This is a genomic window from Stenotrophomonas sp. FR024 (assembly GCF_047500745.2).
GTDB lineage: Bacteria > Pseudomonadota > Gammaproteobacteria > Xanthomonadales > Xanthomonadaceae > Stenotrophomonas > Stenotrophomonas maltophilia_A.
The window spans coordinates 104,148-119,728 of sequence record NZ_JAXAXM020000013.1; the positions used below are offsets into that span (position 1 = coordinate 104,148).

Genomic DNA, 15,581 nt, shown 5'->3' on the forward strand with positions numbered 1-15,581 from the left:
GTCAGCCCGTCTGCGCATTTTGACGCCGGGCTGACAATTCCGGGCGGATAGTGCCCACGAATGCCCATCCTTGCCGCGTGCCGGCATCGGGCATGGGGGCGGCAGCGCCGCCCAGGCCACCACTCGGTGTGCGGGGGACTCTCGTTTCAGACAAGACATTGCAGGTCGCTGTCCTGGTTTCGCCCATCCCTGCTGGATGGGAGTTCGCGAGGGGAGTGACGCAGGCCACGGCCATCCCAAAATCTGGCATGTGATGTGCGTCACATTTTTCAGGTTGTCTGGTTCGGAAGCCAAGGGGGTCCCCAATGGTTGTCCACCGCCGGCTGGCGCTCTGCGTCGGCCTTGCCTGTACCGCCCTGGCCTGGGCCAGCAGCGCTGCCCCGCCTGACCGCGAGGCGGCCCTGGCCGAGATCGGCCGCTACCGCGACCAGGCCCGTTGGCTGGATGCGCTCGGCGCGATCGAGCGTGCCAGCCAGCAGCAGCCCAACGACGACCTGCTGTTCAAGCTGCGCGTCCTGACCCTGGGCGACATCGGCAATGCCTGGCGCGCCTGGGAGCTGTACCAGCAGCGCCCGCAACTGTTCGACGCTGCTCAGAAGCAACGCATCGAAGGCGACTACCTGGCCAAGCTGGTGGTCTGGAGCCTGGCCTACAGCAGCAGCGAAGACAGCCGGCTGGAAGAAGCCGAATCGACCCTGGCGCGCATGCAGCGCTATCTGGGCAGCGAAGGCACCCCACCTGTGCAGGCGCCATTGCGCATCCGCATGGACCGGCTGATCCTGCTCAACCGGCTGGGCCGCCATGCGCAGGTGCGAGAGGAAGCCCGCGCACTGCAGGCTGAAGGCCATGCCCTGCCCGACTATGTTCTGCCTGCGGTCGGCGATTCGCTGATGGGCACGCTGCATCCGGAAGAAGCCATTCCGGTGCTGCAGGCGGCCGTCGCAGGCGATCCGACGCGCGACGCCTCGCATTCGGAACTGGCTTACGCCTACCTGGAAAGCGAGCAGCAGGAAAAGGCCGTCGACCTGCTGCAGGCGTGGCGCGACAAGGAACCTGCCTGGCGCTGGAGCAACGGCAAGTCGCCGTATCCAAACTGGTCGCGCTACGAAGCCGACCTCAACCTGGCGATGGTGCGCGCCTACAGCGGTGACCTGCCCACCGCGCAGCGCGATCTGGAATCGATGGTCGACATCGCACCGGGCAACGGCGGCCTGCAGAGCGCGCTGGGCAGCGTGTACATGATGCGCGGCTGGCCACGCAGGGCGCTGCAACGGCAACAGATGGCGCATGCGCTGGACCCGCGCGACATCGAGCCACGGCTGGGCATGCAGGAAGCCTACGTCGCCCTGCAGCGCGATGACCTGGCGCGACCGCTGCACGACGATCTGGTCGCGCGCTACCCCACCCAGCCCGCCGTCGAACGCATTGACCAGGCCTGGCGCGCGCACCGCGGTTGGCAGCTGAAGGCATGGACCGACATCGGACGCAGTTCCGGCGGTGGTGGCACCTCGCCACTGGGCAACGACGACCGCCGCTATGGCATGGAAGTCCAGACACCCGTACTCGACGATCGCTGGCGGCTGTTCGCCTTCGCTGACCGGCGCTCGGTCGATTTCCAGGACCAGCGCATCGACCCGCTGTGGCTGGGCGCGGGCGTACGCTACCGATTCGGCCGTCTGGATGCGGAAGCTGCAGTGCAGCGCGCCAACGACCACATCGGTGATACCGGCCTGCGCGTCGGCGTGGGCTGGCAGTTCAACGACCACTGGCATGCCGGACTGACCGCCGCACGCAATGATCCGGATGCATCAATGCAGGCGCGCGTGGCCGGCATCACTGCCGACAGCGTCAGCGCGCAGGTCGACTACCGGCGCAGCGAACGCACGCACTGGATGTTCGGCGCCAGCCGCTTCCGCTACGACGATGGCAACCATCGCGAACTGTTCAGCACCAGCGTCGAGCAGCGGCTGCTGACACGTCCACGGTGGTTGATCGATGGCCTGGGCAGTGCCTACACCAGTCGCGGCAGCCGCGATGATGCTCCCTACTTCAACCCGAAGCGTGATCGCATGGTCGAGATCGGCCTGCGCATCGACCAGCAGTTGTGGCGCCACTACGAACGCCACTTCCGCCACCGGCTGACCGTCTCGCTGGGCGATTACTGGCAGGACGGCTTCGGCAGTGCACTGGTGCCGTCGGTGTCATACATGCATGAGTGGCAGCTGGGCCAGGGCCGCGTGTTCGAGTATGGCGTGCGCTGGTCGCGGCCGGTCTACGACGGCCATCGCGAACGCCATATCGGCTTCGAAGCCGCACTGCGCTGGGGAGACTGACATGACCCGCATCCTGCGCCTGATCGTGCTCCTGCTGCTGTCGGCTGCGCCGCCGGCCTTCGCGCAGCAGGCCCTGCATCTCGATGCGATCGACAACGGCCTGCTGATCCTCAGCTACCACGACATCCGCGACCAGGTCGCAGCCAAGGGGGATGCCGATACCTATGCGGTGAGCACGCAGAACTTCGCCGCCCATCTGGACTGGCTGGGGGCACACGGTTACCACCCGGTGTCGCTGTCGCAGGTGATCGACGCCTCCCGGGGACGCGCCACGCTGCCACCGAAACCGGTGCTGCTGACCTTCGATGACGGCCTGCGCAGCGTCTACGACAAAGCCTTCCCGTTGCTGCAGGCTTACCGCTATCCGGCGCTGGTGGCGGTGATCACCGACTACGTGGACATGGCACCTGGCCGCACCATCGACTATGGCTACCGGCCGTTCGGCCGCGACGACTTCATCACCTGGGCACAGCTGAAGCAGATGCACGACAGCGGCCTGATCGAAGTGGCCAGCCATACCGACGACCTGCACCACGGGGTGCTCGCCAACCCACAGGGGAACTCCACCCCGGCTGTCGTGACCCGCGTTTACAACCCCGCCACGCGCAGCTATGAGAGCGAGGCGCAGTACGCGCAACGCCTGCGCGCCGATCTCTCGCGCAGCGTGCAGCGCATCGAGCAGCACCTGGGCGTGCGCCCGCGCGCCATCATCTGGCCATACGCGGCCTACAACCAGTTGAGCAACGACATCGCCGAGCAGCTGGGCATGCCGGTGTCCTTCGATCTGGAGGGCCGCAGCACGCCGGTGGCCAGCGACCTGCATGGCCTGGCGCGCTTCCTGGTCAGCGACAACCCGACCGTGGAGGGGCTGGCCTACGAGCTGCGCCGCGACGTCGCGCTCGATGGCATCCGTGCCCTGCAGATCGACCTGGATGATGTCTACGATCCGGAGCCCGCACAGCAGGCGCGCAATCTGGATGCACTGATCGAGCGGGTCAAGCGCATCGCACCGACGCACGTCTACCTGCAGGCGTTCGCCGATCCGGACGGCAACAACACCGCCGATGCACTGTACTTCCCCAACCGCCACATGCCGATGCGCGCGGACCTGTTCAGTCGCGTCGCCTGGCAACTGAAATCGCGTGCGGGGGTGAAGGTCTACGCATGGCTGCCGGTACTCGGCTTCGAGCTGCCCGACCCGGTGCAGCGCAAGGCGCTGGCGATCCGCAACGGCGATGCCGATGGCATGTACCGGCTGGACTTCACCAATCCCCAGGCGCGCCAGGTCATGCTCGACATCTACGAGGATCTGGCGGTCAACTCCTACTTCGAGGGCCTGCTGTTCCATGACGATGGCTACCTGCGCGATACCGAGCTGCCCACGCTGGCACCCGGCGATGGGGGCAGCGCACGCACGCAGGCGTTGATCGACTTCACCCTGGCGCTGCGCAACAGCGCGCAGCGCTGGCGGCCGAAGCTGGCCACGGTGCGCAACCTGTACGCGGAGCCGGTGCTGCGCCCGCAGAGCGAAGCCTGGTTCGCGCAGCGCCTGGACCTGTTCAACAAGGCCTACGACCAGACCGCACTGATGGCGATGCCGTGGATGGAAGGCAGCAAGCATCCGGAACGCTGGCTCGACCAGCTGCTGGCCGCGGTGCGTGCACATGACCCACAGCTGCAGCACACCCTGTTCGAACTGCAGACCGTCGATTGGCGCAGCGGGCAACCGATTCCTGCCGAGCGCCTGCGCGCGCAGATCCGCCAGCTGCAGGCGCAGGGCGTGCACCACTTCGCCTGGTACCCGGACGACTTCATCGCCGACCAGCCCTCCACCCGCGATGCCCGCGCGGCAATGTCCGCCGGCAACTTCCCGTACCCGGAGAAGTGACATGGACATGCATCCGTTGCTGCAGGTCCTGTTCCAGTTCGCCTTCTACTACCCGATGGTGATGGCATTCTTCTGGATGTCGGGCGGCCTGTATTACTACTTCCGGCGCGAACGCCATTCGCGCCCACGCAACGACCCGCCGCTGATGGTCGATCCACCGTTCGCGAGCCTGCTGATTCCCTGCCACAACGAGTCGGCAAACCTCGACGACACACTCGGCGCGGCGCTGGCCCAGCGCTACCCGGCCGACTATGAGGTGATCGCCATCGACGACGGCAGCAGCGACGACACGGGTGCGAGGCTGGACGCCCTGGCGGCAAAGCACCCACGGCTGCGCGTGCTGCACCTGGACCGCAACCTCGGCAAGGCCAATGCGCTGCGCATGGGGGCGCTCGCCGCACGCTCGGAATACCTGGTGTGCATCGACGGCGACGCGATGCTGGAAGAACACGCGCTGCACTGGATGATCTGGCACCTGGTCAGCGGCAACCGGGTCGGCGCGGTCACCGGCAACCCGCGCATCCGCAACCGCTCCACCCTGCTCGGACGCCTGCAGGTGGCCGAGTTCTCCTCGATCATCGGCATGATCAAGCGCGCGCAGCGGGTGTACGGGCGCATCTTCACCATCTCCGGCGTGATCGCCGGCTTCCGCCGCACCGCCCTGCACCAGGTCGGCTGGTGGTCCGATGACATGGTGACCGAAGACATCGACATCAGCTGGCGGCTGCAGCGCGCGCACTGGGACATCCGCTACGAACCCAACGCACTATGCTTCATCCTGATGCCGGAAACCCTGAAGGGACTGTGGCGGCAGCGGCTGCGCTGGGCCCAGGGCGGCGTGGAGGTGATGCTGCGCCACGCCCGCTCGCTGCTGCACTGGAAGGAGCGGCGCATGTGGGGCGTACTGCTGGAGTACGTGCTCAGCGTGATCTGGGCTTACACCATGTTGTTCATCGTGGTGCTGTGGGCGCTGGGCAAGTTCATCGAACTGCCCCCGCAACTGCATATCGCCAGCCTGCTGCCGGAGTGGCATGGCGTGATCCTGGCCCTGGTCTGCCTGCTGCAGTTCGCCAGCAGCCTGATCATCGACCGTCGTTACGAAACACAGATTGGACGCAACTACTTCTGGGTCATCTGGTACCCGATGGCGTACTGGTTGATCAGCCTTTCCACCACCCTGGTGGCGTTGCCGAAAACCCTGCTGCGCCGTCGCAGCAAGCGCGCCACCTGGACCAGTCCCGATCGGGGGATCCGATGAACGCACAACGCCCGTCCAACCGCTTCGACTCGCGGATGATCCGCAAGCCGCATCGCCAACCACGCTTCCAACGCACCGCCTGGGGCTTCGTCACCCTCGCGTTCTGGGGGTTCTACTTCTACCTGTGGGCCCCACTGGTCACCCTGGTGTCGTGGCTGGTCGGCGGCCAGCTGGCCTGGCAGCAGCTGTACGAACGGCAAAGCCAGTTCGACCCCTATGTGCTGGTGGCGTTGCCGCTGATGCTGCTGTGCGCCAGCGTACTGCTGATCGGCTGGGCCGAGTACAACCGCGCGCGCTTCCGCGGCCACGACCGGCGCCTGCCGCGGCCGCTGGCCAGCCTCAACGAAGTGGCCGCCGACCTGGGGGCCAGCACCGGGCTGGCCGAGCGCCTGCTGGGCTGCAAGGCCGCCACGCTGCACATGGACGATCACGCGCGGCCGATCGGCATCCGCCGCGAGGTTGTGTAGCCCTGCTGCACGGTAGATGCCGACCTTGGTCGGCGTTCTCTCTGGTGGGTGCCGACCTTGGTCGGCACCGGGGTCTACCGCGAAGAGCATCCACGCATGGCGTGGATCTACGTGCGGGTCTGCCCTTCACCGCGCACGACAAATCGTTCGACGGTGAGTGCCTCCAGCCCCATCGGGCCATACGCGTGCAGGCGCGTGGTGGAAATGCCGATCTCGCTGCCCAGGCCCAGCTGGCCGCCGTCGGAGAAACGCGAGGACGCATTGACCATCACCACCGCCGAGCGCAGTGCGTTGACGAAGCGCTCGGCATGGCCGGCGTCTTCGGTGGCGATCACTTCGGTGTGGTCGGAGGTATAAGTGCGGATGTGCGCGATAGCCGCATCGAGGTCGTCGACCACGCGCACCGCCAGCACCAGATCGAGGAACTCGGCGGCATAGTCGTCTTCGGTGGCGGCGGTGCTGCCCGGCAGCAGCGGTTGCGCCAGTGCATCGGCGCGCAGCTGCACGCCGCGCTCGCCCAGCGCCTGCGCCACGCGCGGCAGGAACGTTTCGGCCACGTCGCGGTGCACCAGCAGCGTTTCCAGCGAGTTGCAGGCTGCAGGGCGGCTGCACTTGCCATCCACCAGCAGATCAATGGCCTTGCCGAGGTCGGCACTGGCATCCACGAACAGGTGGCAGACGCCCTTGTAGTGCTTGATCACCGGCACCCGCGCATGCTCGGCAACGAAGCGGATCAGGCCCTCGCCGCCTCGCGGAATGGCCAGGTCGATCAGCTCATGCAGCTGCAGCAGTTCCAGCATCGCTTCGCGGCGCAGGTCGGTCAGCACGGTCACCGCCGCCGGCGGTACGCCGTTGGCCTTCAATGCGCCGGACAACGCTTGGGCGATGGCGGTGTTGGAGTGGATCGCCTCGGAGCCTCCGCGCAGGATCACGCCATTGCCGGCCTTCAGGCACAGGGCGGCCGCTTCGGCGGTCACATTCGGGCGGGCTTCGTAGATCATCGCGATCACCCCCAGCGGAACGCGCACCTTCTGCACACGGATGCCGTTTGGACGCACATCGTCGCGGGTGACCTGGCCGACCGGATCGGGCAGCGCAGCGACCTCACGCACCGCTTCGGCCATCGCGAACAGGCGCGCCGGGTCCAACGCAAGGCGGTCGAGCATGGCACTGCCAACGCCCTTGTCGCGCGCGGCAGCAAGGTCACGCGCATTACCGGCCAGGATCAGCCCGGCATTCACTTCCAGTGCCTGCGCCATTGCCAGCAGCAGCGTGCGGCGCGCCGCACTGTCGAGGCCGGAAACGATCTGGGCCGCGTCACGGCAGGCACGCGCCTGCACTTCGATTTCGCTCATCGGGGAGTCCTTCAAACCGGTCATGGCAACACCAGATCGTCGCGATGGACGACACTGCCACCGTAGTTGTAGCCCAGCACGGCCTCGATGTCGCGCGAATGGCGCCCGGCGATCCGGCGCACATCATCTGAAGCGTACTGGCTGACGCCGCGCGCCACGCAGACACGGCCCTGTGGCGCGTTCCAGCACACCTGCACCATGTCGCCACGGCGGAACACGCCCTCCGCACCTGTGATGCCACCGGGCAGCAGCGAGGCGCCCTTCTCACGCATGGCCTGCGCCGCGCCGGCATCGATCACGATCGCACCCTCGACCAGCGGCGCGTGCCGCAGCCAGTGCTTGCGGGCCGCCTCACGACTGCGCGCGGCGTGGATACGGGTACCGAACAGGCGGTCCTGGGCCAGCGCGCGCACCACGTCACCGCTGCGGCCATTGAACAGATAGGTTTCGATGCCGAGGCGACCGGCCTTCGCCGCCGCTTCCAGCTTGGTGCGCATGCCGCCGGTACCGGCGCGCGAGCCGGTGCCACCGGCCATCGCCAGCACCTCGTCACTCAGTTCCGGCACGTCGTGCAACGGCCGCGCATCGGCCACGGTGCGCGGATCCGCGCTGTACAGGCCGTCGATGTCGGTGGCAATGAACAGTGCATCGGCATCGACCAGCGCGGCCACGGTGGCGGCCAGGTTGTCGTTGTCGCCGAGCTTGAGTTCGTCCACCGACACGGTGTCGTTCTCGTTGACCACCGGCAACGCGCCCAGCCGCAGCAACTCATTGAGCGTGGCGCGTGCGTTGAGGTAGCGGCGGCGGTTGCGCAGGTCGTCGTGGGTCAGCAGCACCTGCGCCACGGGGCGCTCGAAGAAGCGCTGCCAGAGCCCGATCAGCTGCGCCTGGCCGAGCGCGGCCAGGGCCTGCCGCGCCGCCATCGCCGCACCGGGTTCATCGGCCCGCGGCAGGATCGCGCGCCCCGCCGCAACCGCACCGGAGGAGACGATCACCACCTCACGCCCGGCCAGTACATTGGCCGACACGAACTGTGCCAGGCCCAGCGCGTGGCGAGGTGACAGGCCGCCGCCATCGGCGGCCAGCAGGCTGCTGCCGACTTTCAGCACCGCACGCCGCCACGGCGGCAGCGCTTGTTCGGGGAACGGCGAGGCGACGTGGGCAGCGTGCTGGATCATCGGTCAGGCTCTCAGCGGGTGTTCCATTCGTGCACGGTCAGCGCGGAGGCCTGCATCGTCACCAGCGGATCGGTGGCGACGATGGCCTGCGCCTGCGCCAGGCTGTCCACGTTGCACAGCACATAGGCGCCACCGCTGCCATCGGCAAAACCGCCGGTCAGCTGCAGCTTGCCCTGTGCCTGCAACGCATCGAGAAAGTCACGGTGCGGCTGCACGGCGGCGGCGTTGAAATCGGGCCGGCGCATGGCCAGCACCAGGTAGACGGTGCCGGCCATCAGGACAGCGCCTGCCAGCGCGCGTGCAGTTCGTCCAGGCGCAGGTCGGCGGCCGAACCCGGCGATACGCGTGCGGCCAGGCTGCCTTCCGGGGTACGCCCCTGCCCTGCGCTGTCGGCACCGGCGGCAGCAGCCTTGTAGGCCTCGCGGAACGGCACGCCGGCCACGGCCGCTTCGACCGCCACATCGGTGGCGTACATGCCCGAGTCGATTGCCGCGCGAACCTTGTCGTCGCGCCATTCCAGGTTGGCCAGCAGCGCCGGCAGCAGTTCCAGCGCCGACAGGCCGCGACCGAAGCCGTGGAAGATGGCGCCCTTGGACGACTGCAGGTCGCGGTGATAGCCCGACGGCAGCGACAGCAGCTGCTCGATCTCGGTACGCGCGGCGGCGACGCTGGCGTGGGTCGCGCGCATCAGCTCGATCACGTCCGGATTGCGCTTGTTGGGCATGATCGAACTGCCGGTGGTGTACTGCGCCGGCAGCGCGACGAAGCCGAACTCGGCGCTGGTGAACAGCGACAGGTCCCAGGCAATGCGGCGCAGGTCCAGCGTGGCGCCGCCCAGCGCTTCCAGCGCGGCCAGTTCGAACTTGCCGCGCGACAGCTGCGCGTAGATCGGCGAGATCTGCATGCGGGCGAAACCGAGCGCGGCCGTGGTGTGCTCACGGTCCAGCGGCAGGTTCACACCGTAGCCGGCAGCCGTGCCAAGCGGATTGGCGTCGACCAGCGCATGGGTGTCGCGCGCGCGGATGGCGTTGTCGATGAAGGCCTCGGCCCAGCCGGCCCACCACATGCCGGCCGAGGACACCACGGCACGCTGGATATGGGTATAGCCGGGAACCGGAAGGTCCTTCTCGGCCCGCGCGCGGTCCAGCGCGACCTTGGCAACCTCGGCGCTGAGCTGGGCCACACGCAGCAGCTTCTCCTTCAGCCACAGGCGGGTGGCAACCAGGATCTGGTCATTGCGGCTGCGGCCGGTGTGGATCTTGCGGCCGGCATCGCCAAGGCGTTCGGTCAGGCGCGCTTCGATCGCCGAGTGACCATCTTCGTACTGCGTGTCCAGCACGAAGCGGCCTTCACGGAAGTCCTGCGCCAGCACGTCGAGCTCGCGCAGCAGGCCGGCCAGTTCATCGGCGCTGAGGATGCCGATGTGCTGCAGGCCCTGTGCATGCGCGGCGCTGGCGGCGATGTCGTGCAGGAAGAATTCGCGATCGAGGATCACGTCATCGCCGGCGAGGAAGGTCTGGATCTGGGCGTCGACGGCGACGCCGGGCTTCTGCCAAAGAAGGTCTGCCATGGGGGCTCCGGAATACGTGTTCAGTGCGGGATCGACGTCAGTTCGTCGATGCCCAGCGCGAGGTTGAGGTTCTGCATGGCCTGGGTGGCCGCGCCCTTGAGCAGGTTGTCCAGGGTCGCCACCACCACCACCCGCTTGCCGCACGGGGCCAGGGTGAAGCCACCGACCTGCGCACCGTGGCGGCCGGCGATGCGGCTGACCCACGGCGCTTCATCCACTACCTCGATCAGCGGTTCGCCCGCATAGGCCTGCTGGAAGCGCTCGACGATCTGTTCGCGGGTCTGCACGCGGTTCAGCCACAGGTTGGCGGTGAGCGTGATGCCGCGGAAATGCGGCGCGACATGCGGCATGAATTCAACCGCCACGCCCAGCTGGACCGACACTTCACGCTCGTGCACGTGGTTGGTCAGCGCATACGGCATCAGGTTGTCGGCGAGCAGTTCGACGTTGTTCTTGTCCGACGGCGTGGTGCCGGCGCCGGAATAGCCGGACACACCGAAGCACTGCGGCGGGCCGGCCAGCAGGTCCAGCAGCGGATGCACCGCCAGCTGCATCGCCGTGGCATAGCAGCCCGGGTTGCTGATGTGCTTCTGGCCGTTGTAGCGGCCTCGGGTCAGCTCCGGCAGGCCGTAGTACCAGCTGTTGTCGAAGCGGTAGTCGGCCGACAGGTCGACGATGACGGTGTCCGGCTTCGCCGCTTCCAGTGCGGCCACGAACGGTGCGGCCAGGCCGTTGGGCAGGGCCAGGATCACCGCGTCCACGCCCTTGGCGGCCACCGCGTCGGCGTCCAGGTTCTCGTACTGCAGCTCGCCCTGGAATTCCGGATGGTGGTCGGACAGGCGCTGCCCCGCGCGTTCGCGCGAGGACACGAAAGCCAGCTTCAGCCGCGGGTGTGCGGCCACCAGCTTGATCAGCTCGGCACCGGTATGGCCACGGGCGCCGACGATGCCCAGGGTGAAAGTCGAATCGTTCATGCGTGGCTGTCCAGGCGGTACTGCAGGTGGCGCTTCACGCCCTGCCATTCCGTATCGATGATGGAGAAGATGACGGTGTCGCGCGGCGTGCCGTCGGCGTGCCGCTTGTGGTTGCGCAGCACGCCGTCCTGCTTGGCGCCGAGGCGGGCGATGGCGGTGCGCGAGGTGAAGTTGAACCAGCTGGTTTCCAGCACCAGGCTGATGCAGCCCATGGTTTCGAAGGCGTGCTGCAGCAGCAACAGCTTGGTTTCGGTGTTGACGCCAGTACGCTGCACGCGCGGTGCATACCAGGTGTAACCCAGGCTGAGCTTGGGCACGCCGGCATCCAGGTCGTAGAAGCGGGTGGTACCCACGATGTCACCCGCCGCATCGAGGATCACGAACGGCAGCACCTTGCCTTCTGCCTGTGCCTGCAGCGCGGCCTGCACATAGTGCTCGACCCGCTCCGGCGAAGGCACCTGGGTGTACCAGAGCTGGTCCAGGCCGCTGCCCTCCACGGCGGCGCGCAGGCCAGGCACATGCTCGGGCTGCAGCGGCTGCAGTGTCACGTGCTGGCCGCGCAGGGTGGGAATCGTAGTCCAGTGATCGGAATGGTCCATCATTCAGCCCTGCAGGCTCGGTGCGCGCTGGGCGCAGTGGTCGACATAGGTGCTGATCCGGTCGATGCCATCGGCGCCGTACCAGAACACCTTCCAATGGCCCTGCTTGTAGCAGCCATCGGATTCAGCATAGTAGAAGTGATTGATCGGGTTGCCATTGCGCGAACGCCAGAACAGCTGCGGCGTTTCATCCCGCATCACGTTCCACACCGCGCGGCCGAGGCCTTCACCCTGTGCATCATCGAGCACGGCGAACTTGTCCAGGTACACGCCCTCGGCTTCGTCGGTGAGGATCACCGCGGTGCGGTAGTTCTCGCTGACATAGGCGCGCAGCAGCTTGGTCTTCTGGAAATAGTCAGGCACCAGCGTGCGGCCGAAGCTGGATTCGATCAGGCCCTTCAGCCGTGGCAGGTCCAGCTCGTTCCACGCGGTGGCGCGCAGCACCTTCTCGCCCTTGCGCACCAGCGTGCCCGAGCCCTTGTGGGTGAACAGTTCCTTGGCCAGGTCAGCCGGGCGCGTGATGGACACCGACGATTCCAGCGGCAGGCGGTCGAGCAGATCCTTGATCTGTTCGATCTTCACCTTCATGCCACCGTGGATCCACGGCTGCGCGATCAGGTGGTCGTACTCGGTGGACAGGTTGATCGAATCGATCACGCTGCCCTGCTCGTCCAGCAGGCCGCCGGTGCCGGTCAGGAAAATGATCTTGTACGGCTGCAGCTCCTGCACCAGCTCGTTGGCGGCGAAGTCGGCGTTGACGTTGAGGATCTGGCCACCCGCGGTTTCGCCCAGGCTGGTGATGACCGGGATCGAGCCGGCGCGCAGGCTGGCCTCGATCGGCGCCAGGTTGACCTTCTTCACCTCGCCGACCAGGCCGTAGGTGTCCACGTCCAGGTACTCCGCCTCGAACACGCCACCGGTGATCGAGGTGGCACGCGCGCCGTTCTGCTGCAGTGCTTCGACCAGGCGCAGGTTGGACTGCTGGAACACCCGGCGCACGATCGCCAGTGCCTCCGGCGAGGTCACGCGCAGACCGTTGACGGTCTGCTTTTCGATGCCGGCGGCCGACAGTTCGGCATCCAGCTGCGGGCCGGCGCCGTGCAGCACGATCGGGGTCAGGCCGACTTCCTGCAGGAACGACAGAGAAGAGGTCAGCGCGTCGAGATCGTCGCGCAGCACCGCGCCGCCGACCTTGACCACGGCAAAGCGCTTGGCGTCCAGCTGCGAGAAGCGCTTGAGGTACTGGCTGATCTCCTTCGCGCTGGCCATGCTGGAAAGCAGGCGCACGATGGTCTGGCGGGTCTGGCGGTGGGGCTGGAGGGCAGGAGACATTTCGGTTTCGTCACAGGCGGCGGTCGCCGCGTTGCAGTTCCACCCGGCCAGGGCCGGGCGGCGTTGTGGGGTCGATCAGGCGCCGGCGGCGATGATGCGGTGCACGGCGTCGGTGTAGCGCTGCAGCTGCTCCAGCGTCACGAACTCATCGGCGGTGTGGGCCTGGGCGATGTCGCCCGGGCCGAACACCAGCGTGGTGTATCCAGCAGCGGAGAACAGCGAGGCCTCTGTCCAGAAGTCCACCGCGTTGCCGATCGGCAGTTCCAGCGCATCGGCCACGTCGCGTGCCAGCAGACGGCGGTTCTCTGCCTCGGCGATATCACCGGCCGGCAGGCTGGGGCCACGGAAGGTTTCGGTGAACAGTGCCGCTTCCGGCTCGGCAAAACCGGCGAAGGTCGCCAGCAGGCCATCGATGTCCATCGACGGCAGCGGACGGAACCCGAACCGCACTTCGGCGGCCGGCGCGATCATGTTGGCCTTGATGCCACCTTCGACGCGACCGATGTTGAAGCGCAGGCCGGTCAGCCCGCCGAAGCGCGCCGAGGCCAGCGATTCCACATGGTCCAATGCGCGGTTGCCCCAGCGCATGGCCTGGTGCAGCGCGCTGGCGGCCGCATCCTGCTTGCCCGACGCGTGCCCGGCGCGGCCGGCGAACTGCATAAGCACCGAACTGATGCCACGGTGCGCCAGCACCGCTTCGCTCATGGTCGGCTCCGCCACCAGCACCGCTTCATACGGCAGGCCACGGGCCAGGAACGCGGCGATGCAGCGCGGATCGTTGGCTTCTTCGTCGCTGGAGAACAGGAACGCGGCATCGCCATCACTGGCGTTGGCCGCGGCCACCAGTGCAGCGGCGGCGCCCTTGATGTCACACACGCCCAGGCCGACCACACGGTCGTCCAGACGCCGCATCACGTGCGGGTCGGCACTCCAGTGCGGCGAATCCGGCACGGTATCCAGATGCACGTTGAACAGGTACTTCGGCGTGCCACGCACGGCGTACAGGCTGACCGCACCGGCGCCATGGTCGATCACCTCGACGTTGAAGCCGGGCAGGTTCACGCGCAGGTAATCGAAGATGCCACCGGTGGTGATCGCACGCGGCGGGTTGCGGGTGTCGAAGGACACCAGGGCCTGCAGGTGATCGAGCGTCTGTTCAAGCATGTGTCTGAATATCCGTAGGGTTCGAAATCGGTAGTGCCGGCCGCTGGCCGGCTCCGCAATGATCCAGCCGTGCCACGAGCCGGCCAGCGGCCGGCACTACCCTCCATTGACGTTGCGAGGCGCCGGCCAGCGGCCGGCACCCCCGTCACAGGTCAACCGCGATTGACCTGCGCATAGACAGTGGAGCTCATTCCGAACAGCTTGATGAAGCCCTCGGCCTCCTCCACGCCCCAGTCGGCCGACTGCGCGTAGGTGGCGCCCTTGGTGTTGAGCAGGTGCGGCGACTTCACCGCCACTGCATCGACGCGGCCGCCGCGGGTTTCCAGCACCACTTCGCCATTGACCTTGGCCTGCGAGGACTTCAGGAAGGCCTCGATGTCGGTCTTCAGCGGGTCGTGGTAGAAGCCTTCGTAGACCAGCTCCACCCACTTGCGCGCCACGTCCGGCTTGAAGCGGTTCTGCTGCTTGGTCAGCACGGCGTCTTCCAGCGCGCGATGCGCGGCCAGCAGCGAAACCAGGCCCGGGGCCTCGAACACGATGCGACCCTTCAGACCGATCACGGTGTCACCGGTGTAGACGCCGCGGCCAACACCGTAGGGGGCGAACAGCTTGTTGAGCTGGGCCAGGATCTGGTCGCCCGGCAGCGCCTTGCCGTTCAGTTCGACGGCTTCGCCCTCAACGAACTTCAGGGTCACGGTCAGCGCCTGTTCCGGCCACTCGCTGCGCGGTGCGCACCAGCCGCGGGCGCCCTCGCCCGGGGCTTCCCAGCGGTCGATCTCGCCGCCGGACATGGTCAGGCCCAGCAGGTTCTCGTTGATGGTGTAGGCCTGCTGCTTGGCACGCACGCCGAAGCCGCGCTCTTCCAGGTACTTCTGCTCGTAGGCGCGGGTCTGGGTGTGTTCCTTCTGGATCTCGCGGATCGGCGCGATGATCTGGTAGTCACCCAGGGCCTTCACCGCCAGGTCGAAGCGGACCTGATCGTTGCCCATGCCGGTGCAGCCGTGGGCGATGATGTTGGTACCCAGTTCGGCGGCACGCTTCAGCGCGGCATCGACGATCAGGTAGCGATCCGAGACCAGCAGCGGGTACTGTCCCTGATAGCCTTCGCCTGCCCACACGAACGGCTTGACGAAGCCTTCCCAGATGGCCGGGCCACCATTGACGGTAACGTGGCTGGCCACGCCGAGTTCGGCGGCGCGCTTCTCGATGAAATCGCGCTCTTCATCATCCACGCCGCCGGTGTCGGCGAACACGGTGTGCACGTTGTAGCCGCGCTCCTGCAGGTACGGCACGCAGAAGCTGGTATCCAGGCCGCCGGAGAAGGCGAGAACGACGTCTTTGTTGCTCATGGGGATCAGGTCCACTTGGGGGATGGGAATTCGGTAGAGCCGACCGCTGGTCGGCTGAAATGTTGGATGCGCCGCTGCGGGAGCAGCCGACCAACGGTCGGCTCTACCCCTTGT

General features: G+C 67.1%; 13 protein-coding genes. 4 read left to right on the forward strand and 9 right to left on the reverse strand.

All coding sequences use genetic code 11. The features are described 5' to 3' along the window. Positions 1-305: 305 nt before the first annotated feature. Genes pgaA through pgaD form a run of 4 tightly spaced genes read left to right on the forward strand, consistent with a single transcriptional unit; the run spans position 306 to position 5,946 of the window. Positions 306-2,333 carry a poly-beta-1,6 N-acetyl-D-glucosamine export porin PgaA gene (gene pgaA / locus ACMZ91_RS15095; protein ID WP_414578387.1) on the forward strand — a complete coding sequence of 676 codons (2,028 nt, stop codon included), beginning with the start codon at positions 306-308 and terminating at the stop codon, positions 2,331-2,333. 1 nt (position 2,334) lies between these two features. Then, positions 2,335-4,221, forward strand: coding sequence for a poly-beta-1,6-N-acetyl-D-glucosamine N-deacetylase PgaB (gene pgaB / locus ACMZ91_RS15100; protein WP_414578389.1), 1,887 nt, complete (start codon positions 2,335-2,337; stop codon positions 4,219-4,221). A 1-nt stretch (position 4,222) separates the two neighbouring features. Next, positions 4,223-5,479, forward strand: coding sequence for a poly-beta-1,6-N-acetyl-D-glucosamine synthase (gene pgaC, locus ACMZ91_RS15105; protein WP_010486660.1), 1,257 nt, complete (start codon positions 4,223-4,225; stop codon positions 5,477-5,479). After that, on the forward strand, positions 5,476-5,946 hold the full coding sequence (pgaD, locus tag ACMZ91_RS15110) for a poly-beta-1,6-N-acetyl-D-glucosamine biosynthesis protein PgaD (protein WP_032129407.1): 471 nt from the start codon (positions 5,476-5,478) through the stop codon (positions 5,944-5,946). Before pgaC ends, pgaD begins: the two co-directional genes overlap by 4 nt. Positions 5,947-6,053: 107 nt before the next feature. Here pgaD and ACMZ91_RS15115 read toward each other — a convergent pair whose 3' ends face one another. The 9 genes from ACMZ91_RS15115 to ACMZ91_RS15155 form a co-directional block, all read right to left on the reverse strand. Further along, the gene (locus ACMZ91_RS15115; RefSeq protein WP_414578391.1) at positions 6,054-7,325 is read right to left on the reverse strand and encodes a glutamate-5-semialdehyde dehydrogenase; all 1,272 of its coding nucleotides are present in this window, start codon (positions 7,323-7,325) and stop codon (positions 6,054-6,056) included. After that, the gene (proB, locus tag ACMZ91_RS15120; RefSeq protein WP_414578393.1) at positions 7,322-8,479 is read right to left on the reverse strand and encodes a glutamate 5-kinase; all 1,158 of its coding nucleotides are present in this window, start codon (positions 8,477-8,479) and stop codon (positions 7,322-7,324) included. The genes ACMZ91_RS15115 and proB overlap by 4 nt, the downstream gene beginning before the upstream one ends. A gap of 11 nt (positions 8,480-8,490) precedes the next feature. After that, positions 8,491-8,754, reverse strand: a complete 264-nt coding sequence (locus tag ACMZ91_RS15125; RefSeq protein WP_032129404.1) for a YciI family protein — start codon at positions 8,752-8,754, stop codon at positions 8,491-8,493. Next, a complete protein-coding gene (argH, locus tag ACMZ91_RS15130; protein ID WP_121505061.1) occupies positions 8,754-10,049 on the reverse strand; it encodes an argininosuccinate lyase in 1,296 nt (431 codons plus the stop codon). Before argH ends, ACMZ91_RS15125 begins: the two co-directional genes overlap by 1 nt. A gap of 20 nt (positions 10,050-10,069) precedes the next feature. Continuing rightward, positions 10,070-11,023: an N-acetyl-gamma-glutamyl-phosphate reductase gene (argC, locus tag ACMZ91_RS15135; RefSeq protein WP_414578395.1), complete on the reverse strand. Its 954-nt coding sequence runs from the start codon at positions 11,021-11,023 to the stop codon at positions 10,070-10,072. After that, on the reverse strand, positions 11,020-11,622 hold the full coding sequence (locus ACMZ91_RS15140) for a GNAT family N-acetyltransferase (protein ID WP_049401159.1): 603 nt from the start codon (positions 11,620-11,622) through the stop codon (positions 11,020-11,022). Before ACMZ91_RS15140 ends, argC begins: the two co-directional genes overlap by 4 nt. Before the next feature lie 3 nt (positions 11,623-11,625). After that, positions 11,626-12,954: an acetylglutamate kinase gene (locus ACMZ91_RS15145; RefSeq protein ID WP_134951255.1), complete on the reverse strand. Its 1,329-nt coding sequence runs from the start codon at positions 12,952-12,954 to the stop codon at positions 11,626-11,628. A 75-nt stretch (positions 12,955-13,029) separates the two neighbouring features. After that, the gene (locus tag ACMZ91_RS15150; protein WP_414578397.1) at positions 13,030-14,118 is read right to left on the reverse strand and encodes an acetylornithine deacetylase; all 1,089 of its coding nucleotides are present in this window, start codon (positions 14,116-14,118) and stop codon (positions 13,030-13,032) included. A gap of 152 nt (positions 14,119-14,270) precedes the next feature. Continuing rightward, positions 14,271-15,467: an argininosuccinate synthase gene (locus ACMZ91_RS15155; RefSeq protein ID WP_005414009.1), complete on the reverse strand. Its 1,197-nt coding sequence runs from the start codon at positions 15,465-15,467 to the stop codon at positions 14,271-14,273. Positions 15,468-15,581 lie beyond the last annotated feature (114 nt).

What these genes read in the sequence shown, in the direction of transcription:
- ACMZ91_RS15140 (WP_049401159.1), bottom strand. Translation starts at nt 11,622, where the DNA reads ATGGACCATTCCGATCACTGGACTACGATTCCCACCCTGCGCGGCCAG.
- pgaA (WP_414578387.1), top strand. Translation starts at nt 306, where the DNA reads ATGGTTGTCCACCGCCGGCTGGCGCTCTGCGTCGGCCTTGCCTGTACC.
- argH (WP_121505061.1), bottom strand. Translation starts at nt 10,049, where the DNA reads ATGGCAGACCTTCTTTGGCAGAAGCCCGGCGTCGCCGTCGACGCCCAG.
- ACMZ91_RS15145 (WP_134951255.1), bottom strand. Translation starts at nt 12,954, where the DNA reads ATGTCTCCTGCCCTCCAGCCCCACCGCCAGACCCGCCAGACCATCGTG.
- ACMZ91_RS15150 (WP_414578397.1), bottom strand. Translation starts at nt 14,118, where the DNA reads ATGCTTGAACAGACGCTCGATCACCTGCAGGCCCTGGTGTCCTTCGAC.
- pgaC (WP_010486660.1), top strand. Translation starts at nt 4,223, where the DNA reads ATGGACATGCATCCGTTGCTGCAGGTCCTGTTCCAGTTCGCCTTCTAC.
- ACMZ91_RS15155 (WP_005414009.1), bottom strand. Translation starts at nt 15,467, where the DNA reads ATGAGCAACAAAGACGTCGTTCTCGCCTTCTCCGGCGGCCTGGATACC.
- pgaD (WP_032129407.1), top strand. Translation starts at nt 5,476, where the DNA reads ATGAACGCACAACGCCCGTCCAACCGCTTCGACTCGCGGATGATCCGC.
- ACMZ91_RS15115 (WP_414578391.1), bottom strand. Translation starts at nt 7,325, where the DNA reads ATGACCGGTTTGAAGGACTCCCCGATGAGCGAAATCGAAGTGCAGGCG.
- proB (WP_414578393.1), bottom strand. Translation starts at nt 8,479, where the DNA reads ATGATCCAGCACGCTGCCCACGTCGCCTCGCCGTTCCCCGAACAAGCG.
- pgaB (WP_414578389.1), top strand. Translation starts at nt 2,335, where the DNA reads ATGACCCGCATCCTGCGCCTGATCGTGCTCCTGCTGCTGTCGGCTGCG.
- ACMZ91_RS15125 (WP_032129404.1), bottom strand. Translation starts at nt 8,754, where the DNA reads ATGGCCGGCACCGTCTACCTGGTGCTGGCCATGCGCCGGCCCGATTTC.
- argC (WP_414578395.1), bottom strand. Translation starts at nt 11,023, where the DNA reads ATGAACGATTCGACTTTCACCCTGGGCATCGTCGGCGCCCGTGGCCAT.